Source organism: Rhodococcus sp. ACS1, assembly GCF_002300155.1.
GTDB lineage: Bacteria > Actinomycetota > Actinomycetes > Mycobacteriales > Mycobacteriaceae > Rhodococcus_F > Rhodococcus_F koreensis.
On record NZ_NSDZ01000004.1, the window covers coordinates 941,470 to 957,137 of the forward strand.

The following is a 15,668-nucleotide window of genomic DNA, read 5'->3' on the forward strand; positions in this document are numbered from 1 at the left end:
GTCATGCCACCTTCGTTTCGAAATCGATCTTCTCGCGGACCCCGCAATCGGGGCAGCACCAGTCGTCGGGCACATCGGCCCACGGGGTGCCGGCGGGGAATCCTTCACGGGGTGCGCCGGACGCTTCGTCGTAGACGTAGTCGCAGACCGGGCACCGGTAGGCGGCCATCACCGAACTCCGCCGTCGTACTTGGCCAGAACCTTCTCGCGCTTACCGGGTTGGATGTTCACGCGGGTGATGTCGCCGTCGTAGTGGTCGAGCACCCGGTGGTCCATCACCTTGCGCCACAGCGGCGGGAAGTACGCGAGCGTGATCATGCTGGCGTAACCGCTGGGCAGGTTGGGGGCGCCGTCCATGCTCCGCAGCGTCTGGTACCGCCGCGTCGGGTTCGCGTGGTGGTCACTGTGGCGCTGCAGGTGGTACAGGAAGATGTTGGTCACGATGTGGTCGGAGTTCCAGCTGTGCGCGGGTGCGCAGCGCTCGTAGCGGCCGCGGGCCGTCTTCTGACGCATCAGGCCGTAGTGCTCGAGGTAGTTGACCGTTTCGAGGAGCGAGAAACCGTAGACGGCCTGGATGATCAGGAACGGGATGACGACCGGACCGAATATCGCGGTGAGCGCGCCGAACAGCACCACCGACATGAGCCACGCATTGAGAACGTCGTTGTGAATGCTCCACGTGCTCTTGCCGAGTCGTTGCATTCGAGTCTTCTCGAGCTCCCACGACGACTTCAGGCTTCCCCACACGCTGCGGGGCAGGAACGCCCAGAAGCTTTCTCCGAAACGTGAACTCGCCGGGTCCTCGGGTGTCGCGACCCGGACGTGGTGGCCGCGGTTGTGCTCGATGTAGAAATGGCCGTAGAAGGTCTGCGCGAGAGTGATCTTGGCCAGCCAGCGTTCGAGGTCGGTCTTCTTGTGGCCCATCTCGTGGGCGGTGTTGATGCCGATGCCGCCCATGACGGCGACGCTGAACGCGACACCGATCTTCGACCACAGCCCGAGGCCGCCGTCGATGCCGAGCCAGGACAGGCTGTCCGCCGACCAGAGGTAGCACGCGAACACCAGGCTCGCCAGCTGGAACGGGATGAACACGTACGTGCAGTACCGGTAGTACCTGTCGTTCTCGAGCTGTTCCATCACTTCCTCGGGCGGGTTCTTGCCGTCGGGTCCGAAGAACCTGTCGAGGACCGGGAGCACGATGAACAGCAACAGCGCGCCGATCCACCACCACACCGGAGCCGCCGCCGACCATCCGAGTTGGTTGAAGGCCCACACGAGCCCTGCGGCGAGGAACAGCGCGGTCGGGGGTATCAACCCCATCAGCCACAGGTAGCGCTTGCGGTCGCGCCAAGCGTCCGGGGGTGCTTCCTCTGTCGTCCTGCCGATATCCGACGTCGTCACGGTCCGAACCTCCTCGTCCAGTAGCTGTCGCGGTATGAACCAGCTCACTCTCAGTTGGACAGTACACGGACTTCGATCCAGGGTCTAGACAAAACTAGCTATTTGTAAATCCCGACATGGGCGGCGCTCTAACACCGGGGTCACCCCGGCCGATAGAAAGTGCGACACTGTTTCGCCGTGCGGAGGAGGCACTCGATGTTCCGCGACCCGGGACTGCCCGACTGGCTCGAATTCGTTCTCGGCCTGCTCGGGTACCGCTGGTAGTCCTCTACTCCGGCGTGCGCGAGCGCGCCGCGAACGTCGCCGTCGCCACGACGGCGAAGGCCAGCCCCCACCATTGGTGACCGGCGAATGCGACGAGCACGCCGGTCGCCGCGAACAGTACGGTCTGGGCGACCAGTCGCGCTGGGTTGGGTAGTCGTCGGGTCGATTTCGGGGCCATCGCGACACCCCAGATCACGGCCGCTGCCCCCGGGAGGAGCACCGCGAGTGCCACCTGCACGACCGTCGAGTTCGCGAGCGACCACCCCGCGACGGCGAGCAGGACCAGCATCGCGATCTCACAGGCGAACGCCACGACGTCGAGAGCGCCCACTCGTTGCGCGCCGGCTTCGCTCATCGATCCAGCTTAGATGCGTGCGGTGGAAGCGAGGCTGGTGCAGATCGGGGCCCGTGAGTAGTTATTAACCACGGGCGGTTAACAAGTACTCACAGGCGAAGCATGACGGCGACGCGGGAGAGCCGGGGCTCGTCGATCGAACCCTCCACGCAGCGTGCGAATAGCCACAGGCGTAGCCGCTCGCAGTCGAGGTCGAGCAGGCCGGCCATCCGGTTCGAGAGTCCGACGGGGTCGGCGGCGAGGCGGTCGACATGGTCGAGCATGTGCTGCAGCACGTCGTACGTCGGATCCCCGACATGCGGTTTGGGATCGATCATCAGCCACGGCTCACGCGCGGCGGACAGCACGTTGTCGGGGTGAAGGTCCGTGCACAGCAGCCGCGACTGCGTTGCCGTCCGCGGTAGTTCGCGGAACAGTTCCATGCCGGTTCGCGCGAGGCCCGGATCCAGGCGTGGTGCGCGGGCGAGCTTCTCCTCGAACTCGTCGGCCCACACGTCGCACATGCCGGCAAGCGGGCGGAACGGGTTGTCGGCGGCTGGTTCGATCCACAGCCTGCGCAGCAACCCGGCAATCACGACGTCCTGTGCCTCGGGCGGCCGGACGTCGGACAGCGGGGTGCCGGGTTCGCAGGATTCGAGGAGCAAGGCCGTGGTGTGGTCGAGCACGCGGTAGTCGAGCAGTCGGACGGCGCCGCCACCGTTCCATGCCGCGAGTCCGTCCGCCTCGTGCAGTGCCTCGTCGTGTCGCCAGCCGATCTTCAGCACCACGCGTTCGCCGGCGATTGTGCGTGCGGGCGCCGTCCAGGACGTCACGCCGCCGGGTTGGAACGGGCGACCGACGTCCAGTGACCACTCCCGACTCACCGTTTCGACGACGGCAGGGAGGTCGGCCAGCCACGTTCGGCGCGGCGCGTCGGGGGAGTCGAACTCGGCCATCTCTCGCACGAGGTTCGTCGGCAGTTCCAGATCTGGCACACCCGCATTGTGCCTCGCGAACTGTTCTGCAATCGCGCACCGGCGCAAACTAGAACCTGTTACATTCGCGGGAGGGGTACTACTTCTGAAACTCGGAGAGAGAACTCATGAGCTACCGCGTCGTCGAATGGTCCACCGGTACGGTCGGGCGTCACGCCATCGCAGGCATCGACGCCCGCGACGACCTCGAACTGGTCGGCGTGTGGGTGTCCAACCCCGAGAAGGTCGGGAAGGACGCCGGGGAACTGGCGGGCCTCGGAAGAGAACTCGGCGTCAAGGCGACCGAAGACAGGGCGGCACTTCTCGCACTGAAACCGGACTGCATCGTGCACACCGCGATGACGGACGACCGCATCTTCGACGCCATCGAGGACCTGATCGCGTTCCTCGAGGCGGGCATCAACGTCGTGTCTTCGGGACCCGTTCTGTTGCAGTACCCGATCGGGGTGGTGCCGGACGAACTCGTCGACCGCATCCGCCGCGCCGGCGAACAGGGAGGCGCGAGCCTCCACGTGAACGGTATCGACCCCGGGTTCGCGAACGACGTTCTCCCGCTGGCCATGACCAGCCTGTCGCAGCGGATCGACGAGGTGCGGTGCTCCGAGATCGCCGATTACTCCACCTACTACCAGCCGGTGGTGATGAGCGAGATCTTCGGCTTCGGCAAACCCGTCGAGGAGACGCCGATGCTGTTCCAGCCGGGCGTGCTGTCGCTGGCGTGGGGGAGCGTCGTCCGCCAGATCGCCGCGGGACTGGGCCTCACACTCGACGAACCGCTGGTGGAGAAATTCGAACGCATCCCCGCCGACGACGACCTCGACATTCTGTCGTGCCACATCGCGAAGGGAACTGCGGCGGCGGTGCGGTTCGAAGTCGTCGGCACGGTCGACGGGGTGCCGCGCGTGGTCCTCGAGCACGTCACCCGCACCCACCCCGAACAGAAACCCGACTGGCCGAAGCCCACTCGCGGCGACGGGTGCTACCGCATCGACATCACGGGCGAGCCCGTGATGTCCGTCGAGTTCAACCACCACGGCGAGCACGGCGACCACAACGTGTCGGGGATGATCGTCACCGCGATGCGGCTGGTGAATTCGGTGCCCGCAGTGGTCGAGGCGAAGCCCGGGCTGGTGACCGCACTCGACCTGCCCCTCGTCACCGGTCGCGCTTCGCACCCGTGAGTACTTGTTAACCGCCCGTGGTTAACAAGTACTCACAGGCCGAAGGCACTGAGGGCAGTTCGGAGACCGTCCGGGCGCTCGGCGATGGAAACGGGTTCGACGAGTGCGAACGCGCAGCCCACCTTTCGCGCGGCACCGTCGGCTTCCTCGCTGTCGCCGATCATCAGAGTCCGTTCGGGTGCGGAACCGAGTGCGGCGAGGGCGTGCTCGAAGATCTTCGGGTCCGGTTTGATCGCACCCACCTCGAACGACAGCACGAACTCGTCGACGAGATGCTCGACTCCCAGATCCGCGAACGCGGGCCGGATGTCGAATGCGATGTTGCTCAGCACCGCCACCTTGATTCCGCGGTCCCTCAGTGACGCAAGGACTTCCGCGGTATCGGGGTATGCGCTCCAGCATCCCGGGTCGATCAGCCGCTCGTACAGCCCGACCGCCTGGACCTCGTGCGCGACCCCGGACTTGCGCAGAACGTCGAGGTACGCCTGCCGGTGGAACCGAGGGTCGAGGTCCCGGTTGGTCCACGCGTGGTGCTCGGCGGCGTCCATCTCGACGGTCTGACCGACCGGCGCCGTCATGCGCCGCATCAACTCGGCCTGCTGGTGGAGGTCGAACGGTTCACCTTCGTGGTCGGTGAGGTCGGCCATCCAGCTGTCGTCCTCCTCCAACCGGAACAGCGTGCCGGAGAAGTCGAAGATCACTGCGTCGAGTTCGGTGAGATCGGAAGCCACGTGTTCAGGCTAACGCGCGGTGCACGCGACTTCAGGGTGAAGCCGGACGGGGTCAGTCGACTTCGAGTTCACCCATCAGCGACCACTCGGTGCCGTCGATCGTGGTGTTGATGATCCGCGGCGTCTGTGCGAGGGCGGGCTTCAGTTCGCGCAGCGCGTTCCGGAAATGCTCGCTCTGCACGTGGGCGGCGGCGGCGTCGTCGTCGCGGAACGCTTCGACGAGGACGTACAGGTTCGGATCCTCCACCGCGCGCGACCAGTAGAACCACAGGTTGCCCGGTTCGTTCCGGGTCGCGTCGGTGAACGGCTGCACCAGGTCGAGCCAGCCGTCGGCGTGGTCCGGTTTCACGGTGAAGTTGACGACGATGAAAATCACGGCTGCCTCACCTCTCGAGTTTCCGTATTCCGGGTCGAATCCTACGCGCGCGATTGCGTCGAATCCGCGACCGCGCGGCGAAGCCGGGTGAGGATGCGCGTGAAGCTGTCGGGGTCGTCCAGGGCACGCGCCAGGATCAGCGCGCCCTGGATCCCCGCGACGACCTCCTCGGCAAGTGGCCGCGACTGCCTGCCGTGGCCGGCGTCGGAGAGGGCACCCGCGAGCGAATCGACCCAGTCGGTGAAGTAGGCGCGGACCCGGTCGGCGAAGCGGTCGCGTTCGAGGCCGAGCGCGAACGCGCCGAACAGGCAGATTCGGCGACCCGACCGGAAGTATGTCTCGACCTCGTCGAACATCCGATCGAGACGGGCGGCGGCGGGCTCGGACCCACGCAGCGGCCGGTAGACGGCGGCCTGGAACCAAGCGTCGACCTCGTCGAGGACGGCCTCGGCCATCTCGTCCTTTCCGCGGGGGAAGAAGTTGTACAGGCTGCCTTTGCCGAGTCCGGTGTGTTCGGTGATGACGGCCAGACTCGCGCCGTCGAACCCGTGGGATCGGAACACCTCCGCCAGCACGGGGACGACGTCGCCGCGCTCGGCTACTGCTCGTGGCATGACTACTCCTCGTGTGCCGGTCAGAGGCCGAGATCGCTCAGCCCGGGATGATCCGACGGTCGCACGCCGGACATGTCCCAGAAGAACTTGCGGTCGGATTCGTCGATCGGCACGTCGTTGATGCTGGCGTGGCGCCACCGCATCAGCCCGTTGTCGTCGAACTGCCAGTTCTCGTTGCCGTACGCGCGGAACCACTGCCCGTCATTGTCGTGGAACTCGTACGCGAACCGGACCGCGATCCGATTCCCGTCGTGCGCCCACAGCTCCTTGATCAGACGGTATTCCAGCTCGCGGTCCCATTTCCCGGCGAGGAAGTCGACGATCTCGCGGCGTCCCTGCAGAAAGGTGGACCGATTGCGCCACCAACTGTCCTCGGTGTACGCCTGCGCGACCTTCTCGGGATCGCGGGAATTCCAGCCGTCCTCGGCGGCGCGAACCTTCGCGATCGCGGTGTCGAGTGTGAACGGTGGGGCGGGTGGGCGAATTGACATGGGGTGCGCTCCTTCGGGGAGGTCCTGTACCTTTCGGTACAGACTGTACCGATAGGTACAAGCGCTGTCCAGGGTCGTGCCGGGCACGCTTCACGGCCGATGCCCCCGCCGGCTTGGCGAGGGCATCGGCCGAGCGTGAAACCTAGTGCTTCTCGGCGAGTTCCGCGCCGATACCGGTTTCGGCACGCACCAGCATTTCGGCGAACTTCTCGTCCCGGTCCGCCGACCGTCCGTGACGGCGTTCGGCGGCGAGCGAGCCGATCACGGCCGTGGCCAGCCCGAGCGGCATTGTGATGATCACCGGCAACTGAATGGTCAGCGGTGCCGGTCCACTACCCAGCCAGAGCGCCTCCGTGAACATCAGGCTGACCACGGTGGAGGTCAATCCCACCGAGATGCCCCACACTGCGCCCGTGCTGTTGAACCGGCGCCAGCCCAGGCTGAGCAGCAGGCTCGGCAGGTGCGCACTGCCCGCGACCATGAAGGCCATTCCCATGAAGTAGGTGATGTTCGTGGTGTCGCCGATTGCCATCGTCAGTCCGATTGCGAGGACGCTGAACGCGACCGCCGCGTACCGGGCGACCTTCGCCTCGCGGGCATCCGCCGTCTCCGTGCCGGCGTCGGAGGACTTCCGGCGGGTGAGGGTGGGCCACACGTCGTGGGCGAACGTTCCCGCCGCCGAGATCACCACGCCCGCGACGACGGCGACGATGCTCGCGAATGCCACGGCCGCCACCATGGCCAGTGCGATGGAACCGCCGATGGTGCCGACGCCGCCGCCGAGTTCCGTGACCAGTGTGGGTGCCGCGAGGTTGCCGCCTGCGCCGACACGATCCGCCCCGTCCGGGCCGAGGAGCGCTGCGGTGCCGAAGCCCATCACGATGACGATCAGGTAGAAGACGCTGCACAGCGCGACGGTCCAGCCGAGCGACTTCCGCGCGGTCGCGGCCTCGGGGACGGTGAAGAAGCGAATGAGGATGTGCGCCATGCCGGCCGTGCCGAGCGCGAACGCCAGTGAGTACGAGATCAGGTTGATCGCACCGGTCTGCCCGAAGATCAGGCCCGGCGAGAGGATCGCGTCACCGGCGGCGGCGTTCGACGTGGCCGCCCCGAGCATGCCGGGGACGCTGAAACCGAACTTCGCCAGGATTCCCAGGCACACCACGATCGCCAGGATCGACAGGATGGACGATTTGATCACCTGAACCCACGTGGTCGCGAGCATGCCGCCGACGAAGACATAGATGCCCATGAGTGAACCGGCCACCACGACGGACAGGCCGAACGGAATCCCCGAGACTGATTCGAGTAGGACGCCCGCCGCCACGAGTTGGGCGAGCAGCACGAACGTGCCGGTGACGATGGTACTGAGCGCGACCACCACCCGGACCCGTCGTGCACCGGTCCGGAACACCAGAACGTCGGCGAGAGTGAACTTTCCGACGTTGCGCATCTTCTCGGCGAGGAGGAAGAGGACGGGGAGGAACGAGACCACCGACGTGCAGAGAATGACGGCACCGTCGACGCCCTTGTAGAAGATCAATCCCGTGGTCCCGAGGAAACTGCCCGCGGAGATGAACTCACCGGCGATCGCGAAACCGTTCTGCCACCCGGTGATCGAGCGGCCCGCGGCGAAGAATCCGGTGGCGCTGCGGCTTCGGCGCGACGCGGCGAACGTCACCCACAGGGTGAGGGAGATGACGGCGGCACAGATGCCGATGGCGAGGAAATCGGCGTCGCCGGTCATGACGCATGCTCCTGATCACGTTGTGCGATGGCCAGGACGGCGGCATCGGCGGCGGGTTGGATGTAGGTGCGGGAGAGTCGGAAGTACGCGTACACCAGCACCCAGGTGCCGGCGAACTGGGAGAACACCACCCACAGCGACAGCGGAATGCCGAATGCCGTGTTGTGGCCCAGGAACTCGGGGAAGTAGGCGAATCCGGCGAGGAAGCCCGCGAACATCGCGATGGCGATCAGGCCGAGTGCGGTGGTGACGGCACGCCGCCGACGCCGCAGTTCGACGAACTCCGGCAGCGCGAGGATCGGCGACCATGCTCTCGACGCGGTAGTGGGCGACTCGGTGGTCATGCGTTCACCGCCGCGCGCCGTGCCGAATCCAGGGCGAACCGGTTCTCGTCCCAGCCCTCGGCCAGCGGCCCGAAGTAGTGGAAACGAACCTGCTTGACGCGATACAACCAGCGACCGTCGACTCTCACCGCTTCGTCCGTGTAGCGGCCGGCGGCAATCGAGGCGGTGCCGTCGGTCACGCACGGCTGCCACAGGAACGAGCGGACGGTGGCGCGGTCGCCGTCGAGATCGACCTCCAGGTTGGTGATGAAGTGCCAGAACGCGGTGAGCCCACCGGGGGCGAGTCCGGCGAAGAACTCCCGCATCTCGCTCTTGCCCTTCGGGTTGGACAGCCCGTCGAATTCGCCGTCGTCGGTGAACAGGTCCATCAGGGCGTCCCAGTTGCCGTCGTCGAGATGGCGGCAGTACTGCGCATCGAGGTATCGGATGGCCTCCAGGTCTTCCAGACGGCCAATTCGTTCTTCGAGGGTGCTCAAGGCGGCATACCTCCACGGTGCGATGTGCGGAATGTGCGAAGCAGTCATTAACGACCGTTCATGTGATGGGGACCATAATCGACGTTGTGTCGCGGGTCAAGGCCGAGCGTCGTTCACGCGATTCCCTCCCACTGAGGGTTGCTGAACTGCGATTTCCGGCCGGATCGTTGCTCGTTCACCGCGATGCCTCTACCCTCCGGGGGGTGAACACTCGGTCAAGCAGTGCGGTGATTCCCCACGTCAGGCAGCGGATTCTGGACGCAGCGCTGGAGGAGTTCTACACCGCCGGCTTCCACGCCGCGACCATGCGCACCATCGCCAAACGCGCCGGGTGCAGCGCCGCCAACGTCTACAACCACTTCGACAACAAGGACGAACTTCTCGTCGAGATCCTGCGCGCGGCCAGCGACGAGCAGTTCACCGCCACCCGGAACGCCCTGCGCAAGGCGGGTGCCGCGCCCGCTGAGCAGTGGACGGCCGCGGTGGTCGCGCATTCGCTGTACACCGCACGCAACCAGCGTGCGTGCCTGGTGGCCAACACCGAACTGCGATATCTCGACGAGGTGGATCGCAAACGGGTGGTGGGCTCGCGCGACGCCCAGGAGCACCTGTTCGTCACCATCGCCGAGGCGGGGGTAGCGGGCGGTGACTTCGACGTCCCGCACGTCCACCAGGCAGTGACCGCCGTACTGACCATGTGTGCAGGCATCGCGCTCTGGTACCGGCCGGACGGCCCCCTGTCCGCGCAGGCGGTAGCGGATTCGTACGGCGTCTACGCGCTCAACCTGGTGGGGTACCGCCCCGCCTGAATCGGGCGGGTTCGGCATTGACGGTGCGCTCCCGGGCGTGCTCTACTGGGTGAACAAGCGTTAATGTGATTCGAGTGCGGAACCGCGAGTTCCCCGTTTCACGCGCCCCGTAGTTCGAGTGGAGGAGTATCCATGACGCATCGGCCGTCGCAGCCGCGGACAGATTCACCGCGGTATCTCACCGAGGACCGCCTGGCGATCCGGGACCTGGCTCGCGAGTTCGCGATGACGCAGGTGCTGCCGGTCGCGAACGAGTTGGATCCGGTGCAGGGCACGATCCCGGACACGTTGAAGAAGGCGATGGCCGAGGTCGGGTTCTTCGGGATCATGATCCCCGAGGAGCACGGCGGTCTGGGCTTGGGCGTGTTCGAGTACTGCCTGGTCGCGGAGGAGTTGTCGCGGGCGTGGATGAGTGTGTCCGGGCTGCTGGCCCGCGGCAACGGGATGGGCGGCGGCTTCACCGCGGAGCAGGAGGCGGCGCTGCTGCCGAAGGTGGCCCGCGGTGAGTACCTCGGCGCGTACGCCCTGTCCGAGGCCGAGGCCGGCTCGGACGTCGCGAACATCTCCTGCCGCGCGACCCGCGACGGCGACGACTGGGTGGTCAGTGGCACGAAGATGTGGTGCACCTACGCCGACGAGGCCGACTACCTGGTGTTGTTCGCGCGCACCGACCCGAACAAGGATCCGGCGAAACCGCACCGCGGGATCAGCGCGTTCCTGATCGACAAGCAGCGCGGAGGCTTCCCCGAAGGGATCAGCGGGACGAAGATCCGCAAGATCGGGTATTTCGGGTGGAGCACGTGGGAGTTGTCGTTCGACGGCTTCCGGGTGCCCGCGTCCGCGATGCTCGGCGAGGAGGGCAAGGGTTTCTACCTGGCGGTCTCCGGTCTGGAGGTCGGGCGGGCGCACACCGCGGCGCGGGCGATCGGTCTGGCTCGGGGTGCGTTGGAGGATTCGATCGCGTACCTGCACACCCGCCGTCAGTTCGGGCACGAGTTGGCCGACTTCCAGCATCTGCGGTTCAAGATCGCGACGATGGCCGCCGACATCGAGGCGGCGCGGCAGTTGATGTATGCGGTGGCCACCGATATCGATACCGGCCGTCGGTGTTCGTTGGAGGCGTCGATGTGCAAGCTGGTGGCCACGGAGATGGCCGAGCGGGTGACCAGTGAGGCGGTGCAGATTCACGGCGGTGCCGGGTATACCACCGACTTCCAGGTGGAGCGGCACTGGCGCGATGCCCGGTTGACGAAGATCTTCGAGGGCACCAGCGAGATCCAGATGCGGATCATCTCCGACGAACTCCTGGGAAGGGCTGCCGAATGAGCACACTCATCACAAGCATCGCCGTCGGCGATCGCGCTGTGAGCGACGCCCGGCGAGTCTCCGAACTCGCACTGGCCTTGCCGGAAGCATCGTTGACGGGAATCGCCGTGGCGGGGCTGCTCGCCCCACGACCGGCGGTCGCAGCCACACGTACCGGGCTGCAATGGAATTCGCAGTCTGCGGTGACGGATGACGACGTCGTCCGCGTCGAATCCGTCGTCACCCGGGTCGAACAGTCGGCGGACGGAGCGGTTCTCGACCGCCACGTGCGGCTCGTCGACGACGGCGGGTCGGTCCGCGAGCAGGGTATCGAGACGTGGCGCCTGCCCGACCCCGCCGGAGTTCGATACGACCCGGCGGTGGACTTCTGCACCCCCGCCTGGGGAGAGGTTCTCCGCGAATCGCTCTCCGCCGATCCTGCCTTCGCGTCCTCGCTGGCGACGTGGGACGGCACGGTGGGCCTGCGCTGCACCGACGCCTCGGGCGGGTCCCGCGAGGTGCACCTGCGGATCTACCGCGGCCGGATCATCGACGTCGCGCGCCGCGTCCCGGGTGGGGCCACGTTCACGCTCGTCATCCCGGCCGTGACGTGGGTCGACCTGGTGGTCGCCGAACACAACGACTTCATGCGCCGCGCGATCAGCGGTGAATTCTCCTCCAGCGGCGACGGGTACGAGTACCTGCGACTCACCAAGCCGCTCGACATCGTCATCGCCCATGCCCGCGCCGCCGCACGTGAGTGGCAAAGCGTGTCGGGGCACACTTTGCCACTCACGTGCGGAAGGGAGGCCCAGTCGTGATCGAGGCCCGGTACCTGGAAATCGACGGCGCGCTCGGCTTCGTCGAAATCGTCACTCCCGACAATCGTCGGGACATCGAAACACCCACCGTCCTGTGCCTGCACACCGCGGGGCAGAGCGGAGTCCAGTGGCGCCACGCCGCGTCCGCACTGGCAGACCGTGGCTACCGGGTGATCGTCCCCGACCTTCCGGGCCACGGGCGTTCCGAGCCCGCGGTCGACGGCCCGATCACCAGCATCGTGGTGTTCGCGGACTGGCTCGGGAAGGTCCTCGACGCCCTCGCCGTCGAACGGCCGTTCGTCATGGGATGTTCCATCGGGGGCAAGCTGACACTCGAACTCGCGACCCGCCCGTCGCGGCCGCTGGCCGGGGCGATCGCGATGGAGGCCGAGGCAGGTCCTGGCCGCGTCAACGTCGGCGGATTGCGCCGCGAACTCGAGGACGTCGCCGGACCCAGCCGCGCCGACCGCACGTACCTGGGCACCCTGGCGTCCATCGGGCGGTCCGTGCCCGAAGCGCAGGCACGCCTGATCGCCACGATGCACAAGCGCGAGGATCCGGAGATCTCGTCCTCGGACCTCATCGCCTGGGGAACGCACGACGTGCGGGACCGTCTCGCCGACATCACCTGCCCCATCAGGCTCGTCGCCGGAGCGCAGGACCCGTGGATCCGGGCCGGACTCGTCGAGCAGGCCGCAGCGAGAATCGAGGCCGCCCGGCCGGGATCGGCGACGTTCACCCTGCTCGACGACATCGGCCACTACCCCATGGAGGAGATCGACGATTTCGCGTCGGTGGCGGACGGCTGGCTGACGGAACTGCGCACCGCGGCGGTGCTCTCGTGACGGCGCACGACACGGCCACGCGCCGTGACACTCTCGCGGCGCTGCTCGACGAACTCGTGACGGCCGACCCGACGGCCCCCGCCACGATCGACGTCGTCGACGGCGAACCGATCGTCTCGGGCCGCGCCGACCTCCGCGACCGCGTCGAGGCACTGAAATCGGAACTCTCGAGGGTCGGTGTGCGCCGCGGACAGTGCGTGGCTGTGCTGTTGCCGAACTGGTCCGATGCCATCGTCTGGCAGCTCGCCTCGTCGGCCGTCGGCGCACACGTCATCGGCGTCAACACCCGGTACAACACACACGAGATCGCGCACATCCTCACCTCCGCGCGACCCGCGGTCGTGGCCGTGGCCGACCACTTCCACGGCCTCGACTTGTTCGGGCGACTCGGCGAGGCGCAGCAGTCCGTCGACCTTCCGGCACCGGCGGTCGCGGTGGTGCGCGGCCCGGCGGCCGGGGGCGAGGCTCCCGATCCGACGCGGTTCGACCTCGGCGGCGGCGCCTGGACCGCGGGCAGCGCGGACACCGGCGGTGTTCGGGTGCCGGAGACACCCGACATGGCCACCACGACCGCCGCGGGCGAGCGGGCGGACCCCGGCGACCCGCTCGCGGTCGCGTTCACCACGTCCGGCTCCACCGGCGTTCCGAAACTCGCGGCCCATCGGGAATCCGCGGTGGTCCGGCACGCCCGCGCCGACGCCGTCGTCCTCGACGTCGAGCCCGGCGACGTCACGCTCTGCGTGCTGCCGGTGTCGGGAGTGTTCGGATTCAGCACGGCCCTGGCGACTCTCGCCGGCGGTGGCGCCCTGCTGATGGAGCCCGTCTTCGAGGCCGCGGCCACGCTGGGCCGCATGCAGTCGCTGAAGGTGACACACGTGGTCGGCGGCGACGACCTCTTCACCCGCCTCCTCGACACGTGGCACGGGGGTGACCGCGCCGACCTTTCTTCGTTGAAGCGGCTCGGGATCGCCGACTTCCTCGGCCGTTCACACGAGGTGGCCGCATGGGTCCGGGACGAATTCGACGCCGTCACCACGGGCGTCTTCGGGTCCTCCGAGGTGTTCGCCCTGATGCTGCTGTGGGATGTCACCGATCCGGAAGCCGTGCGCTGGAACGGCGGCGGGCGTCCGGTGGAACCCGCCATCGAGATCAGGATCGCCGACCCACTGGACGATTCCGTTCTCCCCGACGGCGAGCAAGGCGAGCTTCAGGTGCGCGGACCGAACGTAGTCGACGCGTACCTCGGCAATCCGGATGCGGCCGCGCGAGCATTCACGTCGGACGGCTGGTTCCGCAGCGGCGACCTCGCCGTCGCGACCGGAGACGGCGGCTATACGTATGTATGCCGGATGGGGGATGTGCTCCGGCTGCGCGGATTCCTGGTGGATCCGGCCGAGATCGAGCACCGGATCGCCGAACACGACGGCGTCCACCTCACGAAGGTCGTCGGAGTCACCGGCACCGGCGGATACACCGAAGCCGTCGCGTTCGTCGTCCCGGCCGAGAACGCCGACGTCGACGCCGCCGAACTCAAGTCGTGGTGCGCAGAGTCGTTGGCGGCGTTCAAGGTTCCGGCCGCCGTGCACATGATCGAGGAAATGCCGACCACCGTGGGCGGTAACGGGGCCAAGATCCGAGCGGTCGAACTGCGCGAATGGGCGCAGCGCTGGACCGATCACGAAAGGGATTTCCGCAGTGCCTGAAAACTCGAACGCCCAGGCGACCGATGTCGTCGTCTGTGAGCCCCTCCGCACCCCCGTCGGCAGATACGGCGGCCAGTTCACGGACGTTCCCGCCGCCGACCTCGGCGCCCGTGTGGTGTCCGAACTGCTCGACCGCACCGGAGTGGATCCGGGCAGCATCGACGACGTGATCTTCGGTCAGTGCTACCCGAACGGCGAGGCACCCGCCATCGGCCGCGTCGTGGCCCTCGATGCGGGCCTGCCGGTGACGGTTCCCGGTCAGCAACTCGACCGCCGCTGCGGATCGGGTCTGCAGGCCGTGCTCGACGCGGCGATGCGGGTACAGACGGGGGTCGCCGAACTGGTGATCGCCGGTGGCGTGGAGTCGATGAGCCGCGCCGAGTACTACACCGAGTCGATGCGCTGGGGAGCCAAGGGCGCCCCGGCAGCGCTCCACGACCGGCTCGCCCGCGGACGTGTCACCGCCGGCGGACGCAACTATCCGGTGCCCGGCGGCATGCTCGAGACGGCGGAGAACCTGCGCCGCAAGTACCGGATCAGCCGCCGGGAACAGGACGAACTCGCGGTGAGTTCCCATCAGCGGGCGGTCGCCGCCATCGACTCGGGAAAGTTCGCGCAGGAGATTGTGCCGGTGGAAGTCCCGGTCCGCAAGGGTGATCCGCGGCTCGTCGACCGGGACGAGCATCCCCGCGCCGACACGACGATCGAGTCACTCGCGCGTCTACGGCCAATCATGGGCGTCACCGACCCCGACGCGACCGTCACTGCAGGCAACGCCAGCGGACAGAACGACGGTGCGGCAGCATGTCTCGTCACCACCCGGGCGCAGGCGGAGCGTCTCGGTCTCCGGCCGCTCGCCCGCCTGGTCACCTGGGCGGTGGCGGGTGTGGAGCCGTCCGAGATGGGCATCGGACCGGTGCCGTCCACCGAACGGGCCCTGAAGCGCGCCGGGCTGACGCTCGCCGACATCGACCTCATCGAACTGAACGAGGCCTTTGCAGCGCAGGCGCTGGCCGTCACCCGTGAATGGAATTTCGGTGCACAGGATTTCGACCGCACCAACGTCAACGGTTCGGGAATCTCGCTCGGGCATCCCGTCGGCGCTACGGGAGTGCGGATCCTCACCACGCTTCTGCGCGAGATGGACCGTCGTGGAGTCCGTTACGGTCTCGAGACGATGTGCATCGGCGGCGGCCAGGGGCTGACCGCGATCTTCGAGAGGATCTGACCC

General features: G+C 67.2%; 18 protein-coding genes. 7 read left to right on the forward strand and 11 right to left on the reverse strand.

Annotation, left to right across the window (positions count from 1 at the left end):
* Position 1: 1 nt before the first annotated feature.
* The 4 genes from CJ179_RS16660 to CJ179_RS16675 all read right to left on the reverse strand — a co-directional run bounded on the left by CJ179_RS16660 (position 2) and on the right by CJ179_RS16675 (position 2,994).
* Positions 2-169 carry a rubredoxin gene (locus tag CJ179_RS16660; RefSeq protein ID WP_072948026.1) on the reverse strand — a complete coding sequence of 56 codons (168 nt, stop codon included), beginning with the start codon at positions 167-169 and terminating at the stop codon, positions 2-4.
* A complete protein-coding gene (locus CJ179_RS16665; protein WP_095862718.1) occupies positions 169-1,401 on the reverse strand; it encodes an alkane 1-monooxygenase in 1,233 nt (410 codons plus the stop codon). Before CJ179_RS16665 ends, CJ179_RS16660 begins: the two co-directional genes overlap by 1 nt.
* A 268-nt stretch (positions 1,402-1,669) precedes the next feature.
* A complete protein-coding gene (locus CJ179_RS16670; protein ID WP_095862283.1) occupies positions 1,670-2,020 on the reverse strand; it encodes a YrdB family protein in 351 nt (116 codons plus the stop codon).
* Between the two features lie 89 nt (positions 2,021-2,109).
* The gene (locus tag CJ179_RS16675; protein ID WP_179377605.1) at positions 2,110-2,994 is read right to left on the reverse strand and encodes an aminoglycoside phosphotransferase family protein; all 885 of its coding nucleotides are present in this window, start codon (positions 2,992-2,994) and stop codon (positions 2,110-2,112) included.
* Positions 2,995-3,101: 107 nt separating this feature from the next.
* Between CJ179_RS16675 and CJ179_RS16680 the strand changes: the two genes are divergently transcribed.
* Positions 3,102-4,175, forward strand: a complete 1,074-nt coding sequence (locus CJ179_RS16680) for a diacylglycerol kinase (RefSeq protein ID WP_072948030.1) — start codon at positions 3,102-3,104, stop codon at positions 4,173-4,175.
* Between the two features lie 32 nt (positions 4,176-4,207).
* On the opposite strand, the gene CJ179_RS16685 is transcribed toward CJ179_RS16680, so the two are convergent.
* The 7 genes from CJ179_RS16685 to CJ179_RS16715 form a co-directional block, all read right to left on the reverse strand.
* Positions 4,208-4,906 carry an HAD family hydrolase gene (locus CJ179_RS16685; protein ID WP_095862284.1) on the reverse strand — a complete coding sequence of 233 codons (699 nt, stop codon included), beginning with the start codon at positions 4,904-4,906 and terminating at the stop codon, positions 4,208-4,210.
* A gap of 52 nt (positions 4,907-4,958) precedes the next feature.
* The gene (locus CJ179_RS16690; RefSeq protein ID WP_095862285.1) at positions 4,959-5,282 is read right to left on the reverse strand and encodes a putative quinol monooxygenase; all 324 of its coding nucleotides are present in this window, start codon (positions 5,280-5,282) and stop codon (positions 4,959-4,961) included.
* 41 nt (positions 5,283-5,323) lie between these two features.
* Entirely contained in the window at positions 5,324-5,896 is a 573-nt protein-coding gene (locus tag CJ179_RS16695; protein WP_095862286.1) for a TetR/AcrR family transcriptional regulator, read from the reverse strand.
* Positions 5,897-5,916: 20 nt separating this feature from the next.
* On the reverse strand, positions 5,917-6,387 hold the full coding sequence (locus CJ179_RS16700; protein ID WP_095862287.1) for a nuclear transport factor 2 family protein: 471 nt from the start codon (positions 6,385-6,387) through the stop codon (positions 5,917-5,919).
* A 142-nt stretch (positions 6,388-6,529) separates the two neighbouring features.
* Positions 6,530-8,134 (reverse strand): cation acetate symporter, encoded by a 1,605-nt coding sequence (locus CJ179_RS16705; RefSeq protein ID WP_095862288.1) that lies wholly within the window; start codon positions 8,132-8,134, stop codon positions 6,530-6,532.
* Positions 8,131-8,478, reverse strand: coding sequence for a DUF485 domain-containing protein (locus tag CJ179_RS16710; protein WP_095862289.1), 348 nt, complete (start codon positions 8,476-8,478; stop codon positions 8,131-8,133). The genes CJ179_RS16705 and CJ179_RS16710 overlap by 4 nt, the downstream gene beginning before the upstream one ends.
* Positions 8,475-8,954, reverse strand: a complete 480-nt coding sequence (locus CJ179_RS16715; RefSeq protein ID WP_095862720.1) for a nuclear transport factor 2 family protein — start codon at positions 8,952-8,954, stop codon at positions 8,475-8,477. The genes CJ179_RS16710 and CJ179_RS16715 overlap by 4 nt, the downstream gene beginning before the upstream one ends.
* A 227-nt stretch (positions 8,955-9,181) precedes the next feature.
* Here CJ179_RS16715 and CJ179_RS16720 point away from each other — a divergent pair, with 227 nt between their 5' ends.
* From CJ179_RS16720 to CJ179_RS16745, 6 genes are all read left to right on the forward strand, one after another.
* Positions 9,182-9,763, forward strand: coding sequence for a TetR/AcrR family transcriptional regulator (locus CJ179_RS16720; protein ID WP_095862290.1), 582 nt, complete (start codon positions 9,182-9,184; stop codon positions 9,761-9,763).
* A gap of 132 nt (positions 9,764-9,895) precedes the next feature.
* Positions 9,896-11,089 carry an acyl-CoA dehydrogenase family protein gene (locus tag CJ179_RS16725; RefSeq protein WP_095862291.1) on the forward strand — a complete coding sequence of 398 codons (1,194 nt, stop codon included), beginning with the start codon at positions 9,896-9,898 and terminating at the stop codon, positions 11,087-11,089.
* The gene (locus CJ179_RS16730; protein ID WP_095862292.1) at positions 11,086-11,889 is read left to right on the forward strand and encodes a hypothetical protein; all 804 of its coding nucleotides are present in this window, start codon (positions 11,086-11,088) and stop codon (positions 11,887-11,889) included. Before CJ179_RS16725 ends, CJ179_RS16730 begins: the two co-directional genes overlap by 4 nt.
* The gene (locus tag CJ179_RS16735; RefSeq protein WP_095862293.1) at positions 11,886-12,734 is read left to right on the forward strand and encodes an alpha/beta fold hydrolase; all 849 of its coding nucleotides are present in this window, start codon (positions 11,886-11,888) and stop codon (positions 12,732-12,734) included. The genes CJ179_RS16730 and CJ179_RS16735 overlap by 4 nt, the downstream gene beginning before the upstream one ends.
* Positions 12,731-14,437, forward strand: coding sequence for an AMP-binding protein (locus CJ179_RS16740; protein WP_095862294.1), 1,707 nt, complete (start codon positions 12,731-12,733; stop codon positions 14,435-14,437). The genes CJ179_RS16735 and CJ179_RS16740 overlap by 4 nt, the downstream gene beginning before the upstream one ends.
* Positions 14,430-15,665, forward strand: coding sequence for an acetyl-CoA C-acetyltransferase (locus CJ179_RS16745; protein WP_095862295.1), 1,236 nt, complete (start codon positions 14,430-14,432; stop codon positions 15,663-15,665). Before CJ179_RS16740 ends, CJ179_RS16745 begins: the two co-directional genes overlap by 8 nt.
* Positions 15,666-15,668 lie beyond the last annotated feature (3 nt).